The sequence below is a fragment of the Kribbella sp. NPDC020701 genome, from assembly GCF_055562215.1.
The window spans coordinates 37,714-62,993 of the sequence record NZ_JBVHFT010000001.1; the positions used below are offsets into that span (position 1 = coordinate 37,714).

The 25,280-nt window shown below is 68.0% G+C and carries 17 protein-coding genes and 1 riboswitch; of the genes, 4 read left to right on the forward strand and 13 right to left on the reverse strand.

The genetic code is table 11. The features are described from left to right. Nucleotides 1-177: 177 nt before the first annotated feature. The 8 genes from ACZ3HV_RS00175 to ACZ3HV_RS00210 form a co-directional block, all read right to left on the reverse strand. Nucleotides 178-1,446 carry a M20 family metallopeptidase gene (locus ACZ3HV_RS00175; protein ID WP_465679484.1) on the reverse strand — a complete coding sequence of 423 codons (1,269 nt, stop codon included), beginning with the start codon at nt 1,444-1,446 and terminating at the stop codon, nt 178-180. Between the two features lie 40 nt (nt 1,447-1,486). Then, nucleotides 1,487-3,247, reverse strand: coding sequence for an allophanate hydrolase (gene atzF / locus ACZ3HV_RS00180; RefSeq protein WP_465679485.1), 1,761 nt, complete (start codon nt 3,245-3,247; stop codon nt 1,487-1,489). After that, nucleotides 3,244-5,196 carry a 5-oxoprolinase/urea amidolyase family protein gene (locus ACZ3HV_RS00185; RefSeq protein ID WP_465679487.1) on the reverse strand — a complete coding sequence of 651 codons (1,953 nt, stop codon included), beginning with the start codon at nt 5,194-5,196 and terminating at the stop codon, nt 3,244-3,246. Before ACZ3HV_RS00185 ends, atzF begins: the two co-directional genes overlap by 4 nt. Nucleotides 5,197-5,198: 2 nt before the next feature. Beyond that, nucleotides 5,199-5,816, reverse strand: coding sequence for an urea amidolyase associated protein UAAP2 (locus ACZ3HV_RS00190; RefSeq protein ID WP_465679488.1), 618 nt, complete (start codon nt 5,814-5,816; stop codon nt 5,199-5,201). Continuing rightward, entirely contained in the window at nt 5,813-6,445 is a 633-nt protein-coding gene (locus ACZ3HV_RS00195; RefSeq protein WP_465679489.1) for a DUF1989 domain-containing protein, read from the reverse strand. The genes ACZ3HV_RS00190 and ACZ3HV_RS00195 overlap by 4 nt, the downstream gene beginning before the upstream one ends. Then, nucleotides 6,442-8,010: an amino acid permease gene (locus ACZ3HV_RS00200; protein ID WP_465679490.1), complete on the reverse strand. Its 1,569-nt coding sequence runs from the start codon at nt 8,008-8,010 to the stop codon at nt 6,442-6,444. Before ACZ3HV_RS00200 ends, ACZ3HV_RS00195 begins: the two co-directional genes overlap by 4 nt. A gap of 53 nt (nt 8,011-8,063) precedes the next feature. Then, a riboswitch (guanidine-I (ykkC/yxkD leader) is annotated at nt 8,064-8,172 on the reverse strand. 135 nt (nt 8,173-8,307) lie between these two features. After that, nucleotides 8,308-9,495: an aminotransferase-like domain-containing protein gene (locus tag ACZ3HV_RS00205; RefSeq protein ID WP_465679491.1), complete on the reverse strand. Its 1,188-nt coding sequence runs from the start codon at nt 9,493-9,495 to the stop codon at nt 8,308-8,310. A gap of 4 nt (nt 9,496-9,499) precedes the next feature. Next, a complete protein-coding gene (locus ACZ3HV_RS00210) occupies nt 9,500-9,766 on the reverse strand; it encodes a hypothetical protein (RefSeq protein ID WP_465679492.1) in 267 nt (88 codons plus the stop codon). 240 nt (nt 9,767-10,006) lie between these two features. Here ACZ3HV_RS00210 and ACZ3HV_RS00215 point away from each other — a divergent pair, with 240 nt between their 5' ends. Together ACZ3HV_RS00215 and ACZ3HV_RS00220 are read left to right on the forward strand one after the other, a co-directional pair. Next, nucleotides 10,007-10,930: a D-2-hydroxyacid dehydrogenase gene (locus ACZ3HV_RS00215; RefSeq protein ID WP_465680415.1), complete on the forward strand. Its 924-nt coding sequence runs from the start codon at nt 10,007-10,009 to the stop codon at nt 10,928-10,930. 209 nt (nt 10,931-11,139) lie between these two features. After that, nucleotides 11,140-12,522, forward strand: a complete 1,383-nt coding sequence (locus ACZ3HV_RS00220) for an amidase (protein ID WP_465679493.1) — start codon at nt 11,140-11,142, stop codon at nt 12,520-12,522. A gap of 155 nt (nt 12,523-12,677) precedes the next feature. On the opposite strand, the gene ACZ3HV_RS00225 is transcribed toward ACZ3HV_RS00220, so the two are convergent. Beyond that, nucleotides 12,678-13,616, reverse strand: coding sequence for an NAD-dependent epimerase/dehydratase family protein (locus ACZ3HV_RS00225; protein WP_465679494.1), 939 nt, complete (start codon nt 13,614-13,616; stop codon nt 12,678-12,680). Nucleotides 13,617-13,688: 72 nt separating this feature from the next. Next, nucleotides 13,689-15,095, reverse strand: a complete 1,407-nt coding sequence (locus tag ACZ3HV_RS00230) for a serine hydrolase domain-containing protein (RefSeq protein WP_465679495.1) — start codon at nt 15,093-15,095, stop codon at nt 13,689-13,691. A gap of 60 nt (nt 15,096-15,155) precedes the next feature. On the opposite strand from ACZ3HV_RS00230, the gene ACZ3HV_RS00235 reads away from it, so the two are divergent. Then, the gene (locus ACZ3HV_RS00235; RefSeq protein WP_465679496.1) at nt 15,156-16,025 is read left to right on the forward strand and encodes a diacylglycerol/lipid kinase family protein; all 870 of its coding nucleotides are present in this window, start codon (nt 15,156-15,158) and stop codon (nt 16,023-16,025) included. Here ACZ3HV_RS00235 and sigJ read toward each other — a convergent pair. Then, entirely contained in the window at nt 15,999-16,865 is an 867-nt protein-coding gene (sigJ, locus tag ACZ3HV_RS00240) for an RNA polymerase sigma factor SigJ (protein WP_465679498.1), read from the reverse strand. The two genes, ACZ3HV_RS00235 and sigJ, sit on opposite strands and share 27 nt — an antisense overlap. Nucleotides 16,866-16,943: 78 nt before the next feature. Between sigJ and ACZ3HV_RS00245 the strand changes: the two genes are divergently transcribed. Further along, a complete protein-coding gene (locus ACZ3HV_RS00245; RefSeq protein ID WP_465679499.1) occupies nt 16,944-17,315 on the forward strand; it encodes a DoxX family protein in 372 nt (123 codons plus the stop codon). A 48-nt stretch (nt 17,316-17,363) separates the two neighbouring features. Here ACZ3HV_RS00245 and ACZ3HV_RS00250 read toward each other — a convergent pair whose 3' ends face one another. After that, entirely contained in the window at nt 17,364-19,490 is a 2,127-nt protein-coding gene (locus tag ACZ3HV_RS00250; RefSeq protein ID WP_465679500.1) for a M1 family metallopeptidase, read from the reverse strand. A gap of 82 nt (nt 19,491-19,572) precedes the next feature. Further along, nucleotides 19,573-25,272, reverse strand: a complete 5,700-nt coding sequence (gene pulA / locus ACZ3HV_RS00255; RefSeq protein ID WP_465679502.1) for a pullulanase-type alpha-1,6-glucosidase — start codon at nt 25,270-25,272, stop codon at nt 19,573-19,575. Nucleotides 25,273-25,280 lie beyond the last annotated feature (8 nt).

Below are 25,280 nucleotides of genomic sequence, written 5' to 3' on the forward strand. Positions count from 1 at the left end.
GGGGGGAGGGCACGTGAGCTGCCAACCACTCGCTGCCTCACATCCGAGTAGCCGGATGGCGGTGAGGGCGCACGTGCCACGGTGCACGTGCGACCGGCCAATAACTAGCTCACGCTCAGCCGAGAAGTCGGAGGGCGGTGAGGGCGCACGTGAGCCTTGCCAAGCACTGACTCCCTTTCAGGCGAGGAGGCGGAGGGCGGTGAGGGCGTACGCGCGGGCCGCGGTGAGGAGCTCGGAGATCGCGACGGATTCGTCGGCGCGGTGGGCCTGGGTGGTGACGGAGCCGGGGCCGAGTACAACGACGGGTACGCCGAGGTCGCGGGCGACGTACCCGCCATCGCAAGCCGCGGTCCAACCACCCAACGGAAGATCGGGGCCACCGGCATCGACCCGGGCTGCCTCGGTGACGCGCACCAGGTCGGCGTCGGCTGAGGTTTCGAAGGCCGGCATCTCCATCGGCATCTCGAGGTCGACGGTCAAGCCGCGGTCCTCCAGCTTGAGATCCGCGACTCGCCGGCGGAGATCGTCGAGTACGGCGGCCGGTGACTCGCCAGGCAGTAGTCGGCGATCGGCGACGATGACGCATTCGGCCGGGACGATCGAGCCGCCCGTACCGCCGTTGATCTGGCCGACGCTCCAGGTCGCCGGGCCGAGCAGGGGATGGGGGTCGGCGGCAAGCATCGCGTGCAGACGTTCGATCTCCGCGACCACCGCGGCGGCGCCGTAGATCGCGTTCGCGCCGTCGGCCGGGTTGCCCGCGTGGCAGGCCCGCCCGTGGATGGCGAGGCGCAGATATGAGTCGCCCCGCGCCGCGATGATTGTCTGCAAGTCGGTCGGCTCCGCGGTGATGCAGCCGACGAAGGGTCGCTCGGTCCCGGCGACGTACGCACGGATGCCTTTGCCCGTCTCCTCCTCATCCACCACCGCGGCCAGCTCGACCGGGCCGCTCAACCTGCTCCCGCGCAACGCGGCGAGAGCGACCAGCGCCGCCGCGAGCCCACCCTTCATGTCGGACGCGCCACGACCGTAGATCCGCCCGTCACGAATCTCTCCACCGAACGGATCCGTCGTCCACCCATCACCAACCGGCACGACATCCGTATGCCCAAGCAGCAACAGCCCGGGCCCGCGACCAACAGAACCGTTGCCCTCGACACCGTCACCCCCGAACCCACTGCCGCCGACGCTGTTGCCTGCGGACCCGTTGTGCTCGACGCCGTTGTCGCTGGCAAGGGTGATGGTGACGTTGTCGCGTCCTGGTTCGACTGGTGTTGTGACCACGGCGAGGCCGAGTGCCCAGGCCGCCGCGGCGAGGACTGCGACGGTTGCGGCTTCGTCGCCGGGTGGGTTTTGGCCGCGGGCCTGCAGTAGCTCTACGGTGACCCGGACCAGTAGGTCTTCGTCGATCCGGTCCAGTACAGCCTGCTCGGTGGGCGTCACGTTCATGCCGCCCTAGCCTAGGCGGACCTCGCCGGCGGGAGACGGCCTACGTCGAGTCGCCGGCAAGGTATGCGCGCCAGCTGCCGTATGACGTGATGTCCTGCGCCGGATCCGCGCCGTCGGCTGTGCACACGAAGCCGAGGACCTGCTGTCCGTCGGACAACTCCACTGGACCGATTGCCAGCGGTGGCGCGACCGTGGTCAGGAACCCGCCGAGTTCGGCTGCCGGCAAGCTCCAGAGCTCCACCTCGATGCCGGGGCCGTCCTGATCGGACACGGTTCGGGTCAGGCCGGGCCGTGGTCCGTCGACCAGATACATGCGGTACGACGGAGCCGTCCGGGCGACCCGGTCGAGCTGGGCGCCCCGTCGGACGAGCTCGCCATTCAGCGGCTGGCCGGTCAGATGTGCTCCGGCGACCGCCAGCAGAATCTCGCCGTCCGCCGACACGTCACCTGCAAGTCCACCTACGACGGCACCCGGAACGCCGTCTGCGACGGCTCCCGGAACGGCACCTGCGACGGGACCGCCGACATCCAGCGGCGTGGATGCCTCGTTGCACCACAGGGCGGCGAGGTCGATTATCGCGTGGTCGTGGCCCGCGGGTGCAAGTAGTTGGACGCCGAACGGCAGGCCGTCGGCCCGGTCTGGGCCCGGGAAGGCGACCGCGCACAGGTCCAGCAGGTTGACCATGTTCGTGAAGCGGCCAAGCCGGCTGTTCACGCCGATCGGGTCCGCCGCCACCTCGGCCAGCGTCGGATGCTCGGGCGTTACCGGTAGGAGGAGCGCGTCCAGTTGCGTCCACAGGTGTTCGCTCGCACGCGCAAGCGTCGCGAGCCGATCGAATCCGGCGAAGGCATCTGCAGCGGTGAGGCTTGCGCCCTGCCGGACGATCGAACGAACGGTCGGGTCGACATCAGGATTGTCGACAAGCTTCTCGCCGAACGCGAGCCAGCGCTCGGCCAGCCACGGCCCGGAGTACAGCAACTCGGCCGCCTCGAGCAGCGGTCGTATGTCGACCTTCACCACCTCACCGAGCCGGTGTGCCTGATCGAGCGTCGCCTGCCACGCCTGTTCATGCAGTGGATCCAGGTCCAGCCCCACATCCGGTACGCCGATCACCGCCGCGGCCCCGGTCACGCGGCCCGGCCGGGACCGTGGGAGCGATGAGGCTCGCCGCGACCAGGCGTCGTCCGGGTCGAACGCAACCATCACGTCGAAGACGCGGCGCGCCGTACCGACCGATCGGGCCATCACCGTCACACAGTCGAGCGACCGGCACGCCGGTACGACGCCACGCGCAGACACGATCCCGCGACTCGGTTTGATGCCGACAATCCGATTGAAGGCAGCCGGCACCCGGCCACTGCCGGCGGTGTCCGTACCGAGCGCGAAGTCGACCTGCCCGCTCGCGACGGCGACCGCGCTGCCCGAACTCGATCCACCCGACACATGCTCCGATGAGTAGACCGAGTGACAGGCGCCGTACGGCGATCGTGTGCCGACCAGCCCGGTCGCGTACTGATCGAGATTCGTCTTCCCCAGTGGTACGGCGCCGGCCGCCAACAACTGGTCGACCACGAAGGCGTTGTGCGTCGCCGGCTCGCTGTTGCGTGGATCGCCGGCGGTCGTCGGCACACCGGCCAGGTCGATGTTGTCCTTCAAAGCCATCGTGAGTCCGTGCAGCGGCCCGGGCTGCGGTTGGATTGGATCCACCCGGCTGATCCACACCGGGTTGTCGTCCACCTGATGGATCTCGGCGGCAGCTTCGTCGTCTGCACGGGTGATGCCTACGGCTGCGTCGCTCATGCTCCCCACCTCGCGCGTTCGGCCTCGAAGGCTGCTCGTCGTTTCGCTCGTACGGTCGCGATGTCCACGGGTGCCTCCTGCTCGATGCGGCGTACGTCGGCGATCGAGAACGTGGCCGGGGAGACCCGCAGGTCCGCCCGTCCGGCCGCGATCTCGGCCCGCTCGTGGGCGAGTTGTTCAGCGCTCACCGGGGTGAATCGGATCAGGTCGAACTGCCGCAACAACCAAGGACGCTCGTCGGTTGCAGACAATCGCCAGACCGGGACGGTCCGTCCGACCAACTGGTAGCCGCCGGGTCCCTCCATCCCGTACACGCACAGGTAGATCCCGCCGATCCCGACCGCGTTCTGCGGCGTCCACGTGCGCGCCGGGTTGTACTTCGTCGTCACCAGCCGATGCCGCGGATCGATCGGTACGGCGACCGGCGCGCCGAGGTACACGTCGCCCAGCCCGACGACCAGGTACGTCGCCTGCTGCATGATCTCGAACACCTCGTCACGCTGCCGCAGATCGTTGACCCGCCGGATGAACTCGACGTTGTCCGGGCACCAGGGCGCGTCCGGACGAACCGAGGTCGCGTACCGGCGCATCGCCTCATGGGCCTCCGGGTGATCGAATGCGATCGGCAATGTCACCTCGCGCGCCGGCAGCACCACGGTCTCGGGATCGTCCAGCCCGGCGGCGAGGAACGCGAGTCGCTGGGCGAGTTCGGTCAGCGTCAGCCGTGACGAGTCGACCGCCACCAGCATCGACCGAACACCCTCGACGATCTCCGTGACGCCGTCGGGCAGATCGGCACGCAACGACTGGGCGAGCAGGTGGATCCACACCCGGACGGTGAGATCGAGCTCGGCCGGTCCCGCTTCGACGAGCAGGTGCCGCTCGCCCGCACATCTGATCGTGTACGGCGGAGCCGTGGTCGTGCGCTCGGCTTGATGCAGAGCCGTCGGACGGTCCGGGGTACTGACCGGGGAGGTGATCTCCGCCGGGTCCTGCCGGAGATCACTCAGCCAGTGACGTCGTACCCGGATCGCCTCGGTTGCGGCCGCCGGCGTCACCGGGACCAACTGAACGCTGTCGCCGGCGCGGAACTGCCCGAGCATCCACCGATCGGCTTCGATCACCACGGCCGGTACGACGAAGCCGCCGAGCGACGGGCCGTCCTTGCCGACGATGACCGGGGTGTCGCCGGACAGCATGATGCCGCCGACCGGGTACGCGGAGTCGTGCACGTTGGACGGGTGCAGGCCGGCCTCTCCGCCGTCGGTCCTGGCCCAGCCCGGGGTCGGACCAACGAGCCTGATCCCGGTGCGGTCGGAGCGATGGTCGACAATCCAACTGTTGGCAAAGAATTCGTCGACACCCTCAGGGGTGAGATGGTCCGGGGCGCCGTGCGGGCCGGCGATCACCCGGACACGCCAGCTGTCGGAAAGCTTCGGAAGGTCGACAGACAGCGGGGTGAGCAGGTTCTCTCGCCGGCCCAAGGGGAGTTGGTCGGCCGCCGTGAGAGCGCGGCCGTCATGACCGCCGAAGCCGCCGAGCACGAAGGTCGATCGGCTGCCGAGGACGCGTGGGACGTCCAGCCCGCCTTCGATCGCGAGATAACCGCGCAAGCCCGGGCCATCGATCGGGCCGAGGTCGAGGACGGAACCCGCCGGCAGGCGGACGACCAGGCCGGGACGGACACGGAGCCCGTCGATCGTCGCATTGTTGACCGCGCCGCCGACGCAGACCAACCGGTCCTCGTCGCTGGTCAGCGTCGGTCCGGTGACCACACATTCCAGTCCGGCCGCGCCATCTGGATTGCCGACCGCAGAGTTGACGAGTGCGAAGGTGAGTTCGTCGGCCGCGCCGGAGGGCGGTACGCCGACATCCCACAGACCCGGCCGGCCGGCGAGGTCCTGGATCGTGGTCTGGGTTCCCGGCGTGATGATCGTGATGGCGGCCATCGTCACCACCAGCCCAGGAGCTGGATCGGCGTCGGATTCCAGCCGTTGCAGGGATTGTTGACCTGCGGACAATTGCTGATCAGCACCAGGACGTCCCGCGTCGCGGTGATTTCGACGTACCGGCCGGGGGCCGACAGACCGTCGTCGAACTGGAGGTCTCCGCCCGAGGTGACGGGGACGTTCATGAAGAAGTTGATGTTGTGGGTGAGGTGACGCTGCCCGATGCCGGCGGGTGCGCCGTACGAGAGGAAGGTCTGGCGGCAGGCGTGCTGGTGCCGGGTGTGCTCGCCGTACCGGATGACGTTGCTCTCCTGGGAACACGCGCCGCCGACGGTGTCGTGGCGGCCGCAGGTGTCGTCGGTGATCACCGCGAGTTCGTCGAGTCTGGTCGACAACAGGCGCGATCCGGTGGTGAGGAAGACGGCACCTTGTTCGCGGATCGTATCGAAGGCCGAGTATCGGTTGTCGATGTCGTGCGCGTCGTAGAGCAAGGTGTCGACCGCCTGATTGCCGTGCAGGTCGACAATCTGCAATCGACCACCCGCCGGCACGGTGAGCAGTGCGCCGTCGCCGGGTTCCACGACGGTGTCCAGGGCGGTGCTCGTGGCGATGACGGTCATGCGATCAGCTCCCGGGTCAGCTCGAGCGCACGGATCGCTTCCTCGCGCAGCTTGAGCCCACGGGTCGCTTCCTCGCGCTCGAGCTCTTCCGTCCCGTCGGCGGTCGCGATCTGTACGGCGACTCCCGCGGCCGGGCCGTCGGAGAGTGGATGCGGCGCGGTGGAGATGAAGACCAGCAGGTCCTGCTCGGCTCGCAGCGTCACCTTGTCGCCCGAGTGAGCGTGGCCGGGAACGAACGCGAGCGAGGCGCGGGCGTCATCCGCGATGCCGACCTTCGAGAAGAAGTTGATGCAGCCGTGCAAGTCCACTGGTCCGAAACCGTGCTTGGCCAGTTCGAGCAGCAGCAGTTGTTCAGGGCGTCCACCGGTGAGGCAGTCGTGCCAGTCGAGGGTGGATGCTACGACGGTCGCCAGGGCCAGACCGCGGTCGGACATGAGGACCATGCCGGTGCGGATTCGCGCGGACATCTGCGACTTCAGCGTGTCCGGGATGTTCAGCCGATCGAGCCGGTCGGCGCCGATGATCAGGACCGATGCGTTCGCACCGTCGGCCAGTGCGGTCAGGGTGATGCTGCGCCCCGCGCGGACCGGTGCTGACCAGGCCGCGGCGGCTGGGATGTCGTGATTCATGCCCCGGCCCCCTCCGCCTCGGCGATGGAAGGTGCGGCGGTCGGCACGACGAGGCCGATCGAGGCGTGGTACGCAGTGCGCTGACTACGGTAGGCGAGCAGTCCGCCGGCGGCCACGATGGTGAGCGTGATCAGCGGCAGATAGTGCAGGTACCAGCCCGCACCGGCCGGGTCGTAAACCTCAGCGCGCGGCCACCCGAGGTTGATCGCCATCGCTAGTCCGTACGAGACAGCGACGATGTTGACAATCAGACCGAACCGTCCGAGCGAGAACAGCGGCCGGCCGTCCTCGTCCGTGCCAGCGGACGGTCCGCGGCCGGTCAAGCGGCGTACCAGCAAAGGTGCGGTCACCATCAGATAGGCGACGTAGAGCAGCATGATGCAGACGCTCGCCAGACCGAGGAACAGTCCGGCGTTGCCGACATTCACCACCAGGCACACGGCGGCGAGGATCCCGGGCACGATGGTCGCCGCGACCGGCGTACCGGTACGGCGGGACACCTGACGCAACTGCCGCGACCCCGGCAGGACGTTGTCGCGCGCCATCGAGAAGATCATCCGCGCGGCCGCGGTCTGGATCGCGAGCGTGCACACGCAGACAGCGAGCGCGACGTCGAGGAGCAGCAGCTTGCCGGGCGTCGTGCCGAGCCGGCTGGTCAGCACGTAGGGGAGACCCTGCGTGGCGAGATCGCCGTCGGTCAGGGACGGCGCGGCCATCAGCGCGGCGATGATGAGGAACGCGCCGCCGATACCGGACGCGACGACGGCCCGGATGATCGTGCGAGGCGTGGTCGCGCGCGGCTTGTGCGTCTCCTCCGAGAGTTCACCCGCGCTGTCGAACCCGACCAGCACGTACGCCGCCATCAACGCCGAGATCAGCAGCGGTACGACGTACCCGGTGGTGCTGTCGAGGTTCGTCGTGTGCAGTACGACGGACGGACCGCGCTCGGCTCGGGTTGTCAACAATACGATGATCAACACGACGCCGATCAGCTCGCAGGTGACACCGACCGAGTTGACGACCGCGGTGATGCGCACACTGGTCGCGTTGAGGAGCGTGGTGGCTGCGAGGAGGATGCAGCCCAGGACGACGGCGTTCGCCGCGCCATCCTTCGACGAGAGCGCCGAGTCGGTCCCGACCAGCTGGAAACCGGACCAGACTGCCGGCAACACGACCTGCAGCGCGATCGCCGCGGTCGCCAGCGTGATGATCTGCGCGATCACCATCGTCCAGCCCGCGAACCAGCCGACGACAGCGCCGCCGAGTCGCCTGGCCCACTGATAGATCGCTCCGGACAGCGGGTAGCGCGCGGCGAGCTCGGCGAAGCACAACGCCACCATCAGCTGCCCGGCCAGGACGGCGGGCCAGGTCCAGAAGAACGCCGTACCGCCGAAGCCGAATCCCAGTCCGAACAGCTGGAAGACAGTGGTGAGGATGGACACGAACGAGAAGCCGGCAGCAAACGACGCGTAGCTGCCGACCCGGCGCGAGAGCTGCTGGGTGTAGCCGAACCGGCCCAGATCTTCAGCGCTTGGCGAGGTCAGTGTTTCAGGGGTGGCTGACATTCCGGCCTCCGTCGGTTCGGCCCGGAATGCACACGGCACCCGGGGCCCTCAAGGCCTCCCGGGCTTTTGTCCCGCCGTGGAACGGCCCCGTCGAAGCGGCGCCGTCTCCCCTCTCGGACCAGTCCTGCCGATACCGGCAGCGGAACCCTAGGGGCGCCCCGCCGTGGCGGCGGGTCTCGACCAGTTCAGGGCGCGCCGGTTTCGTCGGCCGTCCTCACGTGTAACAGGTCGATTAACGAATTCTCTCACCAAGGCTGGAGTCAGTGAGAGAACAGAGAGCCCAGGCCGAGTTGTTGCCTAGGGCACCAGTTTGTCGGTGGCGCGGCGCAGGCGGGCGATGCCTTCGTGGATGCGGTCCGGCGGGGTCGACGCGAAGCAGAGCCGCAGCGCGTCGGTGAAGCGGCCGGTGGGGGAGAAGGCCGGGCCGGGGATGAACGCGACGCCCTCGGCCAGCGCGATCTCGAACAGCTCGCCGGTGTCGACGCCGTTCTCCAGGGTGACCCAGAGGAAGAAGCCGCCCTCAGGATCGGTCCAGCGGGCGATGTCGCCGAAGTTCTCCTGCAGGGCTGTGTGCATCGCGTCCTTGCGGCGCTTGTACTCGAGCCGCTGCGTGACCAAGTGTTCCTCGAGGTGACCGCCGCTCAGGAACCCGGCGAGCAACCGCTGGGCCGGCAGGTTCGTGCAGGTATCCATCGCCTGCTTCGCGTTGATCAACAGCGGCTGCAGTTCGGGATCGGTGTCGACCCAGCCGACCCGCAGTCCCGGCGCGACGATCTTCGAGAACGTCCGTACGGCGAACACCAGCGGATCGCCCGCGCCGAGCTCACGCAACGTCGGCACCGGATCCCCGGCGAACCGCAGCAGCCCGTACGGATCGTCGTCGATCACCATCGATCCCCAGGAGCGCGCGAGTTCGAGCAGCCGGTTCCGTCGTTCCAGCGAGAGCGTCGCTCCGGACGGGTTCTGGAACGTCGGGATCGTGTAGATCGCCTTCGGTCGTCGTCCGTCGAGGAGTCGCGGTAGATCGTCGACAATCATCCCGTCGACATCGACCGGGACCTCCAGGAGTTCGGCGCCGTACGACAGGGCCGTCGCGCTGCCGTTCGTGTACGTCGGTGACTCGACGACGACCAGGTCGCCCGGGTCGACGAAGAGCTTGCAGAACAGGTCGAGTCCCTGCATCCCGCCGGCCGTGATGGTGAGCCGGTCGGCCGTGGTCTCGTCGCTGGTGCCGCGCAGCATCTCGAGCAGGGCGTCGTGCAGCGGCGGGTCTCCCTCGGTGGCTGCGTAGTCGTACGCGTCGGGGCGACTGAGTTGCTCGGCGGCGATCGCGGCGAGGACTGCCGACGGTACGGCTTCCGCTGCGGGTGACCCCATCGCGAACCGGACGATGTCGTGCGTCTGCTTGTGCAGCAACGATGTACTCGAGTCGATCACCGACCCCACCAGTCCGGCCACACGTCCGGCGTACGGGAGAGTTCGCAAGGGACTACCTCCTGATGGTGAGTTCGTGGGGGAGGTCGGTCAGGCGGTCGACGCCGTTGCCGGTGACCACGATCGGCTCGGACAGTTCGTGGCCCCTCGCGGCGAGTGGGGCGTACGGCGTTCGGGTCGTGTGCAGGGTGACGTCGTCGGGGACCCAGCGCCACAGTTCGCGGTCGAGCGCGAAGTCGTACGGCGCGACGATGCCGATGCCGGTCTGCAGAAGCGGTGGAACCGGAACCGGCGAGGGGTAGGTGGGCGGACGCACGGTCATGCGAGTCAGTGTGCGGCTGCGAGAGGATTGTTGACAATCCTACGGACGCCTTCCTAGCCTCGACGCATGCCACGCCCCGCCGAGCGCCCCATCATCGCGGTGCTCTGCGAACGCACCCCCACCTTGCCGGAACCCGACGGTCAGCTGGACGGCCCAGGGCCGGACGCAGGTGAACCGGGAGCTGCGGTGCCTGGCTCGGATGGGCCTGGTCGTGCGGCGGCAGGTGCGGGAGGGTTGTTGGTGCCGCCCGGGCTGGAGGGGTTGGGGGTTGAGTTCCGGTTTTGCGATGCGTCTGGGCTGGCAGAGGCGGTGCGGGGGGCTCGGGCGGTGATGTTGTGGGACTACTTCTCCAGGGCGGTTCGGACTGTTTGGGGTGAGGCGGAGTCGGTGGAGTGGATTCATGTGACGGCGGCGGGGGTGGACACGCTGCTGTTCGATGAGCTTCGGGACTCGGACGTCGTGGTGACGAATGCTCATGGGGTGTTCGATCGGCCGATCGCGGAGTACGTGCTGGGTGCGGTGATCGCGCACGCGAAAGACAGCCGGGGGAGTCTGGAGTCGCAGCGGCGGCACGAGTGGTACCACCGGGAGACTCGCAGCGTGCTCGGGACGAACGCGCTGGTTGTCGGCACGGGTGCGATCGGGCGCGAGACGGCTCGGCTCCTCCGGGCGGCCGGTCTACAGGTTCGTGGAGCCGGGCGCGTCGCGCGGTCGGACGATCCGGACTTCGGTAAGGTCGTTGCTAGTGGCAATCTTTCGGCTGCGGTGGGCTGGGCCGATCACGTCGTACTCGCGGCGCCGTTGACGGACGCGACCCGGGGTTTGGTCGATGCCGAGGTACTCGCGGCGATGCGGCCCGGCGCGCATCTGATCAACATCGCACGTGGTCCGATTGTCGACGGAGCCGCGCTCCTGACGGCCTTGTCCGACGGGCGGATCGCGGCGACCCTCGACGTCTTCGACCGCGAACCGCTGCCGCCTGACCACCCGCTCTGGGATGCGCCGAACGTCACGATCACCGCGCACATGTCCGGTGACGTGATTGGCTGGCGGGCCACGCTCTCGGCGCAGTTCGCCGCCAACGTTCGGCGCTGGCTGGCCGGCGAACCCTTGCTCAACGTGGTGGACAAGAAGCTCGGCTACGTCCCGACTGGAGCCCGATGACTCAACCAACTCCGGCATCCCCGACACCCCGAGAGACTCAGTCCCTGGGACCTCGGGAGAGCGCCGCACCTCGGGAGAGCGCCGCACCTCGGGCGAGCGCCGCACCTCGGGCGAGCGAGGGGTCGGCACCGAGCGCCGCATCTCGGGCGGGTGCGGGACCGGCTCAGACCGCGGGATCCGCGTCGGCACTGGCCGCGGGGCTGGAGTTCATGACGGCTAGTGAGTTGGTTGAGGGGTACCGGGCGGGGACGATCTCGCCGGTGCAGGCGACGCGGGCGGCGTTGGAGGCGATCGAGCGGTACGACGGGCAGGTGAACGCGTTCGTACTGGTGGATGCCGAAGGGGCACTCGCGGCCGCGAAGGAGTCGGAGGCCCGGTGGCAGACAGGGGAGCCACTGGGGCCTGGCGACGGCGTACCGACATCGATCAAGGACGCCTTGTGGACAAAGGGATGGCCGACGCTGCGTGGCAGCACGTTGATCGACGAGGCCGGGCCGTGGGATGAGGATGCACCGGCCGTCGCTCGGCTACGCGAGACCGGCGCAGTGATCCTCGGCAAGACGACCACCCCGGAGTACTCGTGGAAGGGCGTTACGGATTCCTCCAAGTACGGCGTGACCCGCAACCCGTGGGATCCGGCCACGACACCCGGCGGTTCGAGCGGCGGATCGGCCACTGCGGTCGCGCTCGGGATGGGGGCGTGGTCGGTCGGCACCGATGGGGGAGGGTCGGTCCGGATCCCGGCCGCGTTCACGGGGACTGTTGCACTCAAGCCGACGTACGGGCTGATTCCGTTGTATCCGCCGAGTGCGTTCGGCACGTTGTCGCATGCCGGGCCGATGACGCGGACGGTCCGGGATGCGGCCGCGCTGATGGATGTGATCACCGGGTACGACGCTCGCGACTGGTCCGCGATGCCGACGCCGGCAACGTCGTTCCTGAGTGGACTCGATGACGGCATTGTCGGCATGAGGATTGCCTTCTCGTCCGATCTTGGGATTGTTGACAATGATCCCGAGGTCGAGGAGTTGGTCCGCGCGGCGGTCGGAGTACTCGCGGAGGCCGGGGCCGAGGTGACCGAGGTCGGTCCGGGGTTCGCGGATCCGATCGACGCGTTCCACGTGCTGTGGTGGTCGGGTGCCGCGAAGGTGCTGTCGGCGTACGAGGTCGATGATCGCGTCGATCCGGGACTGCGCCGGGTTGCCGCGCTCGGGGCGTCGTACTCGGCGTCCGACATCCTGGATGCGACCAACACGAGGATGGAGCTCGGGCAGCTGATGGGTCGGTTCCATCAGCGGTACGACGTACTCGTGACGCCCACGCTGCCGATCGCGGCGTTCCCGGTCGGGCAGGACGTGCCGGATGGGTCCGCCTCGCCGGACTGGACGAGTTGGACGCCGTACACGTATCCGTTCAACCTCACCCAGCAGCCGGCGCTGAGTGTGCCGTGTGGGTTCACCCGGGCGGGCCTTCCGGTTGGGCTGCAGGTGGTTGCGGCTCGGCATGCCGATGCGCTCACCCTGCGCGTCGGCCAGGCGTATCAAGCGGCGACCGACTGGCACCTCCGCACCCCGACGCTCACGACGAAATGACGACGCCGATCGCGTACGGGTACGGGAACCTCGAAGAGTTCGCCGCGGCGTGCCAGAACCACTGGAGATTGGCCCCGCGGCGAAACTCTCTCGTCCGATCGGCTCTAGAGACCGATCGACTCTAGAGACTGTGAGGCTTTAGAGACCGTGAGGCTTTAGAGACCGTTGCGGAAGCCGTCGCGCCAGGAGGCGTAGCCGGGCTGCCACCCGAACGTCGCCTTGGCCAGGCTGTTGTCCGCGCCGCGGATCTCGGTGAACGCGGCGACCCCGACGTCGCCGGCCGCGAGCCGGCCCAGCCACGCCGGCACGTGTCGCGGCGGCTTGGCCCCGAGAATGCGGGCGAACTCGGGCAACCACACCGCCGCCTGCGCCGGGTCGTCATCGGCGATCTGGAAGACGCCGGTCGCGTCGCTCTCGATCGCCTTCACCGTCGCGTCGGCCGCGTCGTCGTAGTGGACGAACGACCACACCCCGGTCCCGTCGCCGATCACCGGCAGCTTGCGCTTCTGGATCAGCTCGACCATCGAACCGCCCTTGCCGATGTCGCCGGTCGGCCCGTAGAAGCTCGCGTACCGCAGCGCGATGCCCTCGATCCCCTCGGCGTTCGTGACCACCGATTCGAGGTGCTTGATCCCGGCCATCGTCTGCCGGGTCGCCGGCACCGGGTCGGGGTCGAGCGGATCCGCCTCGGTCTTCGTCGCGGATCCGCCGTGTTGCAAGTTCCAGCCGGCGTACGACTGGACGACGAACCGTCGTACGCCGGCAGCCTGGGATGCGACGAGCAGGTTGTCGGTGCCTTCGGTGCGGAGCCGGTTCGTCAGCGCGAAGCTGTCGTCGAAGTGCTTGAAGTCGATCCCGCTCTTGAGTGCCGTCATTTGGTGGACGACGACCTCCGGGCGGACCGACTCCACCGCGGTCGCGACCGCGCCGGCGTCGAGCCCGTCCGCGAGTACGACGTCCGCCCCGAACGCCCGCACCCCGGCCGCGCCGGACTCGGACCGGATCATCCCGGTCACCTCGTGTCCGGCCGCGACCAGTTGCGGTACCAACGACCGGCCGAGTCCGCCGGTCGCACCTGCCACCAAGACCTTCATGTCATTCCTCCGTCGTCTGTTGTTACGACCCGGAGGACACGCGCCGGCCCCAGCCTGTGACAGTGACGCCGATCACATCTCCGAGATGATCGTGAAGGCGGTCGGGCCGAAGGACACGTTCTGGGTGACGTCGATGGTCAGCTGGTCCGTCGGTGCATGGCAGGAGAGCGTCAGCACGAACGGCGTCTCGAGGAAGCGGATCGTCGCCACGTACTTGTCGCCGTCGGCGTACGCGCTGGAGACCACCCGCTGCCGCACCTGGGGATCGGCCTCCTTGAGCACGCCGACAGTGTCGAGCGCGCGCCAGTCACCCGGAGCGCAGACGATGTCGACCGGGTCGGTGGCGCCAGGCTCGAGCCCGGCGAACGTGAACGTGCCGGTCCCGTCCGGATCCAGCCGGACCGCGGTCAGCCCGGTCGCGTTGTCGTTGGCGAATGGGTAGGTCCGACCGTTCCCAGCCGTCGATGCAGGACCGCTCGGCGGCGCAAGCTCCAGCCGCTCGGGCCGCGCGACCGGGGTGACCTCCTTGCCTTCGAGGGCCGGGAGCAGGTGATCCCAGACGGTGTTGAGGATCGCCTGCATGTCCTCGGTCGCGCTGGTGACGATGAGCACCGCGTCGTACGACGGGAAGACCAGGCAGAACTGACCGAACGCACCGTCACCGCGGTAGGTGTTGTGGCGACCGCGCCAGAACTGGAAGCCATAGCCCTGCTTCCAGTCTGGATTCTGCTCGCTGTCGTTCGGCACCTGCTTCGAGGTGGCCGCCTCGTACCACTCGGCCGGGACGAGCTGCTTGCCCTCCCACACACCGCGCTGCAGCACGAGCTGCCCGAAGCAGGCGAGCGACTCGGTGTTGATGCTCAGACCCCAGCCTCCGACCGTGATGCCTTCGGTCGAGACCTGCCAACTCGCCTCGGTCGCGCCGAGCGGCTCGAACAGGCGCGGCCGCAGGTAGTCCAGCAGCTGCTCACCGGTCAGCCGCTGCACGATCGCGGACAACATGTACGTCGCGCCGCTGTTGTAGACGAACACCGTGCCAGGCTCGTGCTCGACGTCGAGCCCGAGGAACACCTTGATCATCCGGCGGTCGCGCGAGAGCGCCTCGACCGTGTCCTGCGAGTGACCGGTCGTCATCGTCAGCAGGTGCCGGATCTTCATCGCGGCCAGGTTGTCGCTGATCGTCTCGGGCAGTTCGTCGGCGTCGAAGAACGAGATCACCTGATCGTCCAGCGACAGCAGTCCGGCGTCGATCGCCAGGCCGACTCCGGTCGAGGTGAAGCTCTTCGACACGGAGAACAGCAGGTGCGGGTCGGTCAGCCGGTACGGCGACCACTCCTCCTCGAGAACGACCTGACCGTGACGCAGCAGCATCACGGTCTGGATCTCCGGCTTGGACGCGTCGAGCGCGGCGACAAACGAGTCGAGCGCTGCGGCGGACAACCCCTGGGCTTCTGGTGTACTCCGTGGAAGTCTGCTCACCCCAGGCACGCTATCTTCCCGAACGGACAAATTCAGGTGAGTTCCGCCAGACGAGCAGCTGTGATTGTCAACCCGATCAAGGTGCCCGACGAGTTTCACAAAACCGTCGAGACCACCTTGACCGAGCGCGGCGTCGACATCGCGCTGTGGCTCGAGACGACCAAGGACGACCCGGGTGTGGCGATGGCCCGGCAGGCGATCGAGGAGGCCGTCGACCTGGTCGTGGTCGCCGGCGGTGACGGCACAGTGCGCGTCGTCTGCGCCGAGCTCGCCGGGACGGACATCCCGGTCGCCGTCCTGCCGGCCGGGACGGGGAACCTGCTGGCCCGCAACCTCGGGATCACACTCGACCTGGACATCGCGCTGGCCGAGCTGCTCGACGGTTCCGAGCAGCGGATCGACAGCGTGCTGATCGAAGGTGACGAGCTGACCACCGACCGGTTCGTCGTGATGGCGGGGCTCGGGCTCGACGCCGCGATCATCGCGGACGCACCGGACGAGCTGAAGAAGCGGGTCGGCTGGGCGGCGTACGTCGTGTCCACGGTCAAGAACCTGAACCACCCGTTCGTGCGGGTCGAGATCGTCGTCGACGACCAGCCGCCGGTACGCCGGCGCGCGCGGACCGTGGTGATCGGCAACGTCGGCACGCTGCAGGCGAACATCCCGTTGCTGCCCGACGCGGTCCCGGACGACGGACTGATCGATGCGGTGGTGCTGTCGCCCCGACGGGTCAGCCAATGGCCGCGGTTGGCGCTGAGCTTGGTAGTGAAGTCGTGGCGCGAGCAGCACGTCGAGCGGTTCACCGGGAAGCGGATCCAGGTCACGGCGGCGAAGACGGTACGACGGCAACTGGACGGGGACACCATCTCGGACGGGCGCTCGCTGAGTGCGTCGGTCGATCCGTCAGCCCTGGTCGTCCGAGTGCCCTGACGGCTGCAAGTGGGTGAGTTTGTCGGGGTTCACCATGCCGTGAATGGTCGTGATGACGCCGTCGGCGATGGCGAAGGACCAGACCGCGACAGTGCGGTTCGCGGCGTCGTGCATGCGCAGCGCCGGCTGCCCGCCGACGTGGACCGGGACGACGCCTAGACCCGCGGAGGCCAGCCGGGACAAGACTCCGATTGCCATCCGGGCGACCTTGTCGCCGCCATGGATCGGCCGCGGGAACGCCTGGCCCTTTCCACCACCGTCGCCGGTGAACGTGACGTCGGATGCGAGCAGCTCGATCAACCCGTCGAGCTCGCCGTCCTCGGCGGCCGCGACGAAGCGCCGTACCAACTCGTCCCGCTCGTGGGGGGACGGGTCGAAGCGCGGTCGATTGTCGGCAATCCGACGACGGGCGCGGACGGCGAGCTGCCGGCAGGCGGCCGGGGTCTTGCCGATCATCCCGGCGACGTCGTCGTAGGGGTACCCGAAGATGTCGCAGAGCAGGAAGACCGCGCGCTGGTCGGGTGAGAGGCGCTCGAGGACGACGAGGAACGCGGTGGACAGGGAGTCCGAGAGGGCGGCCCGGTCGGCGAGGTCGACGTACTCGTCGACGGCTGGTTCCGGCAGCCACGGGCCGAGGTAGGTCTCCCGCTGCCGGCGCGCGGACCGCAGCTGGTCGATCGCCAGCCGGGTCGTCACGGTGGTCAGGAACGCCTTCGGCGCGTCCACCCGATCCTCCCGGTGCAGCCGCAGGTACGCCTCCTGTACGACGTCCTCCGCGTCGCCGAAGCTCCCCAGCATCCGGTACGCGATCGACAGCAGCAGTGGCCTGAATTCCTCCATCACATCCTTCACAGACGATCGAGGCCGGTCCCCAGTGACAGTGTCACAGGATCGGATTGTCGATCGTCTGCAATCGACATGAACACGATCACCTGGATCCTCACCGCCGTACTGGCCGTGGTCTTCACGATCTCCGGTGTCGCGAAGTCGACGATGTCCCGCGACCGCCTGATCGCCAGCGGCCAAACCGGCATCGCGCCGTTCCCGATGCCTGTCGTACGAGCGGTCGCGGTCGCCGAGCTGTGCGCGGTCGTCGCGCTGTTCGTCCCGTGGCTGACCGACACCGCCCGCGTCCTCACACCGCTGGCCGCACTAGGCCTGACCGGCGTGATGATCGGCGCAGCCACCTCGCATGCCTCGCTCCGAGAGCCCAGATCAGTAGCCGCCAACACCACCCTCCTAGCCCTCGCCGCCTTCGTCGCAGCCGCCAGGTTCGCGACCCTCACGTGAAGGCCGAGGAGACCGGCCGGGTAGTGGCCGGTCTCCTCAGGTGATGCGCTAGCGGCGCAGGCCGGACTTGGTCCGGCCGAGGAGGCTCAGCGCCGCGTCCGGTGTGCTGGCGGTGAGCTTGGTGGCGGTGGTGAGTACCGGCTTTGTGGTGGTGAAGAGCCAGGTCTGGAACAGGGTGTCGAGTTGCTGTCCCGAGATCTTCTCGGCCAATGCGATGAACTGGTCGGTGGTGACGTTGCCGCCGCGGTTGGTCTTCGCCCAGGTCCGCAGGATGGAGAAGAAGTCGGCGTCACCGACGGCCAGTCGCAGTTGGTGCAGCGTCATCGCGCCGCGGGCGTAGACGGGGAACTCGAACAGGAAGTCCGGCCCGGGGTCGCCGATCGGCAACGTCCAGAACGGGTGGTCCGCCGGGAACAGGTTGTAGAAGAAGTCGAACGTCTCCTGCGCCGTCCCCGTGCCCTCGCGTTCGCCCCACAACCACTCGGCGTACGTCGCGAAGCCCTCGTTCAGCCAGATGTGCTGCCAGCGGGCCACCGCGAGGCTGTCGCCGAACCACTGGTGGGCGAGTTCGTGCACGATCACGCCCTGGCCGTTGGCCGTGTCGGTGAAGAAGTCCCGCGCGTAGATCGGGCGGGTCTGGTTCTCCAGGGCGAACCCGAGGCCGTCGGCGTCGTCGACGATGCCGCCCGAGGCCGTGAAGGGATACGGCCCGAACGTGTCGGACAGGAAGCCGACGATCTCGGTCTGCCGGGCGAACGACGCGTTGACGACCTCACCGGTGGTCGGTGGTGCGTCCGCGGCCGTGCCCACGATCCAGTCGTTCGGGTTGGGTGTGCTGCCGGCCGGCGGGCCCGGCACCGTCCAGCCGTCGAACGGATCGGCGTCGGCCTCGAAGGACGTCGTACCGGCTCCGGTGGAGACGACGATGTCGTCCACGACGAGGCCCGGAAGCTGGACCGCGTCGTCACTGGCATAGGTGATCGAGAGCTCGACGTTCTTGCCGCTGTAGGCCGCCAGGTCGACCTTCCACTGCTCGTACCCGTCACTGCGGCCGCTCGCCGCCCACCAGGCGCCGCTGGTCCCGGACGGCGTACAGGTGTCGTCGGGCTGCGCGGTCTGGTAGTGCTCGAGGAACGGGTGCAGAGAAAGCCAGAAGGGGCAGACCAGGCCGGTGTCCTGGCCGGTGTGGCCGTTGAGGTCGCGCAGCGTGGTCCAGTCGTCCTGGCCCACGGTGTGGGCCTCGACGAACACGTAGTCCCAGCCCGGCTCGGTGTCCCGGGTGATCCAGAACGACAGGTTCGCGCCGGTGGCCGGCACGCTGATCGTCCGGGCCAGACGCTTGTACGACGCCTCGTCGGTCGCGACCCGCTGCGAGATGGCGTACTGCTGACCGGTCCGCGGCACGGCTTCGTCGAACAGGTCCGGATCGAAGGCGTCCCAGTACCGAATGCCCTGCCGCTGGTAAGCGCGCAGATCGAACTGGCCGATCGTCGCGGTGGTCAGGTAGGACGCCATCGGCTCGCGAGCCTCCCAGGTCCACGTGCTCCAGCCGCCCTTGGTGCGCTTGTCCTTCAGGACGCCATTGGCGATCGCCTCGAGCCCGGCCGGTACGGCGATCTTGAACGTGTACGCCGCCTTGTCCGTCGGATGGTCGTTGACCGGGTACCAGGTGTCGGCGACGTGTGGTTCACCGATCACCACCGTGCCGTCGTCGGTGTGGACGAACCCGCTGCCGTCCTCGAGGGTCTGCGGTACGCCGTCGTACCGGATCACCGTGGTGAAGTCCTTCGACTTGGGCAGCCCGGACCGTGGTTTGACGGTGAGTTCGTCGGCCGCGCGGGACCAGTCGGCCGGTCGGCCGTTGACGGTGATCGAACGAACGGTGAGGCCCTGCAGATCCAGGTTGAACCGCGACAGGTTCTGGGTCGCGCGGGCGCTGATCGTCGCGACCCCGGTGAGCCGGTCGGTCGCCGGCGCGTACTTCACGTCGAGCAGGTAGTGCTTGACGTCGTAGCCACCGTTCCCGTCGGTGCTGAAGTACGGATCGCCGGCTCCCACCGCCCCCGGCGTGAATGGTGGTGTGTGGTCGGACGCTGGTGCGGTCCCCGTCCCCAGGCCGAGGCTCAGCGTTGTGACCAGTGCTCCTGACAACAGCAAACTCGCACGTCGGAACATCGTTCCCCCTCGGATGCGCTGTGCAATTTGTCAGCATTCGACGCTACGGAGCACAGCGCATCCTGGGAAGGGTTCAGTATGTTCAGGTCTGGATCAGTACCGCGACTGTCCGCGCCGGGACCGTCACGGTGCCGGACGACGCGGTCCAGCTGGTCTGCTTGACCACCGAATCCGAGCCGGCGGCCTGGACGGGGGACAGCGCCAGATTGGCGCCGGCCAGGCCCGGGACCTGCTGGGTCACGGTGGAGTTGGTGGAGTTGAAGACGACCAGCACGCCCTTGAGCGCCGGGTCGACATTCGGGCCGACGGTGTCGTCGATCCGCATCGTGATCACCCCGGGCGTCGTGCCGCTCAACGGGAAGGTGAGCTTCGCGTTGATCAGGTCGGCCGAGCCCAAGCGGAACAGCGGCGTCGAGAACCGCAGCTTCAGCACATCGGCTGCCGCGGCGGAGGCCGTGGTCACGTCGGCCGCGGTCGGCTTCAGCGCCGGGTTGCCCAGCAGCGGTTTCATGAACGACCACTTGGCCTCGTTGTCGGCCTTGGGTGGCAGACCGTGGCCGAAGCCGTTGTCGGCCCCGGTCCAGTCGAGGGTGTTGAACCAGTCGCCGGAGTCGTAGGAGTTGCGGTCCAGGGACTTGCTCCGGAGCAGGTCGGCCCCGGCATGCCAGAACGACGGGGTCTGGGCCAGCGCGGTCGTTGCCAACGACACCGTGTTCATCCGGATCCGGTCCGGCATGGTCATGGTGGTCGGCAACTTGTACGTCAGCGTGTCCCACAACGTCTCGTTGTCATGGGCATCGACGTACGTGATGACCTCGTCCGGCTGGTCGGCGTACCCGGCCGGTGAACCGTTGTAGTCGACCTGATCACCACGGACGACCGTGCCGGACGACGCCGACGGGAAGCTGAACGACCGCAGATTGCCCGCCAGCCCGAGCTGGATCAGATCCGTGTCATGGGCGAGTCGCTTCGCGCGCTCGTCCGGCGTGCCGTTGATCGGGTCGCCGTTCGGGTCGCTCGCCTCGCCCGAGCCGAAGCCCTGGATCCGCGGGTTGTCGTCGAACGGACCACCGCCGCGGACCCCGTCGCGGAGCCGGTCGGAGAAGGTGCCGATCCCGGTGCCGCCGAGGTTGCCCTGCCGGGCCTGGACGAAGAGCGCGTCGTCGGCGACCTCGCCGAAGTTCCAGCCCTCGCCGTACACGTAGATGCTCTTCCCGTCCACGCCGTCCTTGGCGAGCGTGAGCTTGTCGAGCGCGGCCCGGACCTTGAGCAGGTTCGCCTTGCTGTGGTGGCCCATCAGGTCGAAGCGGAAGCCGTCGACGTGGTAGTTGCGCGCCCAGCTGACGGTGCTGTCGACCATGATCTTCTCGGCCATCGCGTACTCGGTCGCGATGTTGCTGCAGCAGGTCGACGTCTCGACCTTCCCGGTCGCGTTCAGCCGCTGGTAGTACCCGGGAACGACCTTGTCCAGCACGGAGGTCGGCGCCTGACCGGCGGCCGGCGTGTGGTTGTAGACCTGGTCCAGGACGACCCGCAGGCCGGACTTGTGCAGTCCGCCGACCATCGTGCGGAACTCGGCGACGCGCGCGATCCCGTCCTTCTGGGTCGCGTACGAACCCTCCGGCGCGAGCCAGTGGTACGGGTCGTAACCCCAGTTGAACCCGTCCTTGGCCGCGACCGCCGTCACGCAGGCCTGCTGCTGATCGGAATCCGCCGGGAACGACGCCAGATCACAGGCCGGCGTCTGCTGCCCGGTCTCCGGGATCGACGCGATGTCGAACGTCGGCAGCAGGTGCACGGTGTTGAGGCCCGCCGCAGCCAGCGAACGCAGATGCTTGGTCCCGTTGCCGTCGTCCGCGAACGCCAGATACGTACCGCGGTGCGCGGCCGGCACTGTGCTGTCGTTGATCGAGAAGTCGCGGACATGCAGTTCGTAGATGGTCGAGTCGACGCCCCGCGCGAGCTTCGGTGCCGGCGTCGACCACAGTGCCGGCTTCCCGGCCGCGTCGTTCAGATCGACCGCGACGGAGTACGCCGAGTCGGTCGTGAGCGCCACCGAGTACGGGTCGGTGACCACGTTCGTCTCCACCTTGCCCGTCGAAGGCGCGTAGACCTTCACCTCGTACCGGTAGGCGGCGTTCTTCCACGAGCGCGGTCCGTCCGCGGACCACGAGCCGTCGTTACCGAGCCGCATCGGTACGCGCTTCGAACCGACGAGCAGCGTCACCGCCTGCGCGGTCGGCGCCCACAGAGTGAACGTCGGTGCGCCGCCGTGCCAGGTCACGCCGTACGAGCGTCCGGTGGCGCTGCCGTAGACATCGTCGAGCACACCGGGGATCTGGACACCGGTGGCGTCCAGCAATCGCCCGGCATCGTCGTACTGCGCCAGCCCGAGTTGCCCGGTCAGGATCTTCTTGGCATCACCATGGTCGAGTCTGAGCGCGGTATAGCCCTTCAATGCCGGGAACTTCGCCAGCACCGACGCAGGGATCCCAGCCGGGTCGTACCGCAGTCCGGACGACGTACCGCCGATGTCGTCCGCGTCGACCTTCAACGAGCCGTCAGCCGACCAGTGCAGCCGCCAGCGCGACCGCTCCGGGTGTGCAACCGCCGGTACGGCGAGCAGATCCTTCGTGAGCCAGTAAGCCTTCGCCTGGCTGAGGTCCGGCTGTGCGCCCGGCCTGGAGGTGGTCACCGTCAGCATGTGGGTCGCGATGACATAGGAGAACGTGACGACCAGTCCGTCGCCCGGAACGGTGAACGGGATGTTGGGACCGTTCCGGACCCCGCCGGCGCCGTAGTTCTCGTCGAAGGACAGGTTGTGCGCGACCTTCGCCTCATAGCTGCCCGCTCCCAACTCGCTGGTGGACCAGGTGTAGGTCCCGTCGCCGTTCTGGTCGGTCAGCCAGGGTCGCATGCAGGACGGGTCCCAGTCGCCCGGACAGCCCAGCTCCGACTGGAACGAGCCGGGCACGGTGATGATCGGTCCTTCGGCACTGGATGTGACGAAGTGCCGGCCTTGTTCGTAGTAGAAGGAGACCGGAGTGCCAGGGGCCGTGTAGGAGATGTTGGCGCCGTTCGCGACACCACCGGCACCGTAGTTCACGTCCCAGTTCTTGTTGAGCGCCGCCTTGTAGGCGTGCTCACCGGCCGGGATGGTGTAGGTGCCCTTCCACACCTTGTCCTTCGGGTCCAGCGTCAGTTGCGCCTGGTCGCAGTCCGGTGACCAGTCCGCCGCGCAGCCCATCTCGCTGTTGTGGTCACCGGGCACGCTGACGTTGGCAGGCTGTACGACGGGACCAGTGCCGCCACCACCGCCGCCACCCGGCGCGGGAGCGTCGCCGACCACGCCGTACGATCCGGACACCGAGTAGTTGCCCGACGCGTCCCGCAGCACGGCTCGGTACTCGAGCAGAGTCCCCTTGGGCAGCCCGGACACGTCCTGGAACACTCGGTACGGAGCGTTGTCGTCGGAGCCGAGTCGCTGCCACGCCGTCGTACCCACTGGCCGGTAGCCGACGGTCACAGTCACCGGAGTGTTCTCCGGAACGGCCGCAGCGATCTCAGCACGACCGCCAACCGTTGCACCGAGCTCCGGCGAGCTCATGTAGACCGCCGGCGCCTTGGCCCGCGACGGGACCTTGTTCTGCGCTTGGTAGACAGTGACGGACAGCGGCGCCTGGCTGAGCAGCACCCGGCCCTCACGGTCGGTCTTGATCGCCTTGGAGCCGCCATAGACCGGCTTGAGCGACGTGTTCGGCCCGTACGTCGGGATCGTCGCGGACGCGGCCGTGGTCGAGTTGTTGGCGACCACCAGGTACTCGACGTTGTCGGCGCCGAGCCGGCTGAACGCGTAGAGGCCATTGGTGTTCGATGAGTAGCGGTGTACCTGCCGGCCGTCGGCCAGCGCCGGGTACTTCGCACGCAACTGCGACAGCGCCGCGATGTGCTTGTACATCGGCGCGTTGACGTCGTACCGGTCCTTGCTGCCGATCGTCGTCGTACCGGTGCCGTCGACGACCTCGTCGTCGGTGTAGTCGGCCGTCTTGGTCGCGAACATGTCCTGCCGCGCGTCCTTGTCACCGCCGGGACCGGTGAACCCCTGCTCGTCGCCGTAGTAGATGACCGGCTGACCGCGGGTGAGGAACATCATCGAGTGCGCCAGCTCGTCCCGGGCGAGCAGCTCGGAGCCGTTCGCACCACCCTGCTTGAGGAACGTGCCGACCCGGCCCATGTCATGGTTGCCGAGGAACGTCGGCAGTTGGTATGCGTTCGAGTCCGCGTCGGTGTAGTAGTCGTCGTTCGCGTAGAGGTCCCGCAGCTTGGTGCCCGAGTCACCCTTCGCGTAGGCGACCGCGCTCTGCTGGAAGCCGAAGTCGAGCGTCGCCTGCAACGCGCCCTTGGTCGTGTACGTCGACATGAACGTCGGATTCGCGTCGAACACCTCGCCGAACATGAAGAAGTTCTTCGACCCGGCGCTCATGGCCGCGGCCAGGATCGCGGGGGAGAACTTCTGCCAGAACTCGATGTTCACGTGCTTGACGGTGTCGATCCGGAACCCGTCGATCCCCAACTCGGCCCACGTCTTGTAGACGTCGATCATCCCGTCCCGGACCCGCGGCTGCTCGGTGAACAGGTCGTCCAGCCCGACGAAGTCGCCGTACTCCGCGGATTCGCCGGCGAAGGTGGAGTCGCCCCGGTTGTGGTACAGGGTCGGGTCGTTCAGCCAGGCCGGGACCTTGATGTTCGCGTCGGCGTCGCTGTGGAAGAACGGCTTGTTCGGGAAGGAGGTCTGAGCGTCCATCGGCGGGAACGTGTCGCCGCCGGCGTACTGCTTGTCGTCGAACACGTTGCCGGCCGCATCCTTGTACGGCGACGTGGACTTCGGGATGTACCCGTACTGGCCGGACTCGTAGTCGATCACGTCCGCGGTGTGGTTGGTGATGATGTCGAAGAAGACCTTCATCCCCTTGCGGTGGGCCAGGCTGATCAGCTGCTGCATGTCCGCGTTGGTGCCCAGGTGCGGATCGATCTGGGTGAAGTCGGTGATCCAGTACCCGTGGTACCCGGCGCTCGCGTTGGCGCCCGCACCTTGCACAGGCCGGTTCTTGAACGACGGCGTGAGCCAGATGGACGTCGTGCCGAGCGACTTGATGTAGTCGAGCTTCTGGATCACACCGGCCAGGTCGCCACCGTGGTAGAAGCCCTTGTCGGTCGGGTCCAGGCCGGTCTGCAACCGATCGCCGGTCAGTCCGCCCGCGTCGTTGGCTTTGTTGCCGTTGGCGAAGCGGTCCGCCATCAGGAAGTAGAACCGCTCCTTGGTGAGGTCCTTGCGCAGACTCGGCGACGCCAGTGTCTTGTCGGCCGCGGTCACCGTCGACCCGGCGAGGTCCACCGGCTTCACGGTGACGACGTGGCTGGTGTCGTCGTAGCTGAACGCCAGCTTGGCCGGCCCCTCGATCCGCAGCGGGATGTTCGGGCCGTTCAGCACGCCACCGGCGCCGTAGTTCTCGTCCCAGCTCTTGTTGACCGTGACCTTGTACTCGTACGACCCGGCCGGTACGTCGAAGATCTTCGTGTACGGCGCTGCCGCACCGAGACTGCTCGCGTCACATCCGGGATCCCAGTCACCCGGACACCCGAGCTCGCTCTGCAACGAGCCGGCCAGCGTGATCACCCGCTCGGCAGCCACCTGTGCCGGCGCGGATGACGCCGTACCCAGTCCGAGAACGATCACCGCCGCCGCGGTGAACCCTGCCGTCCAACGCCTGAACCCGCGCATCACGGTCC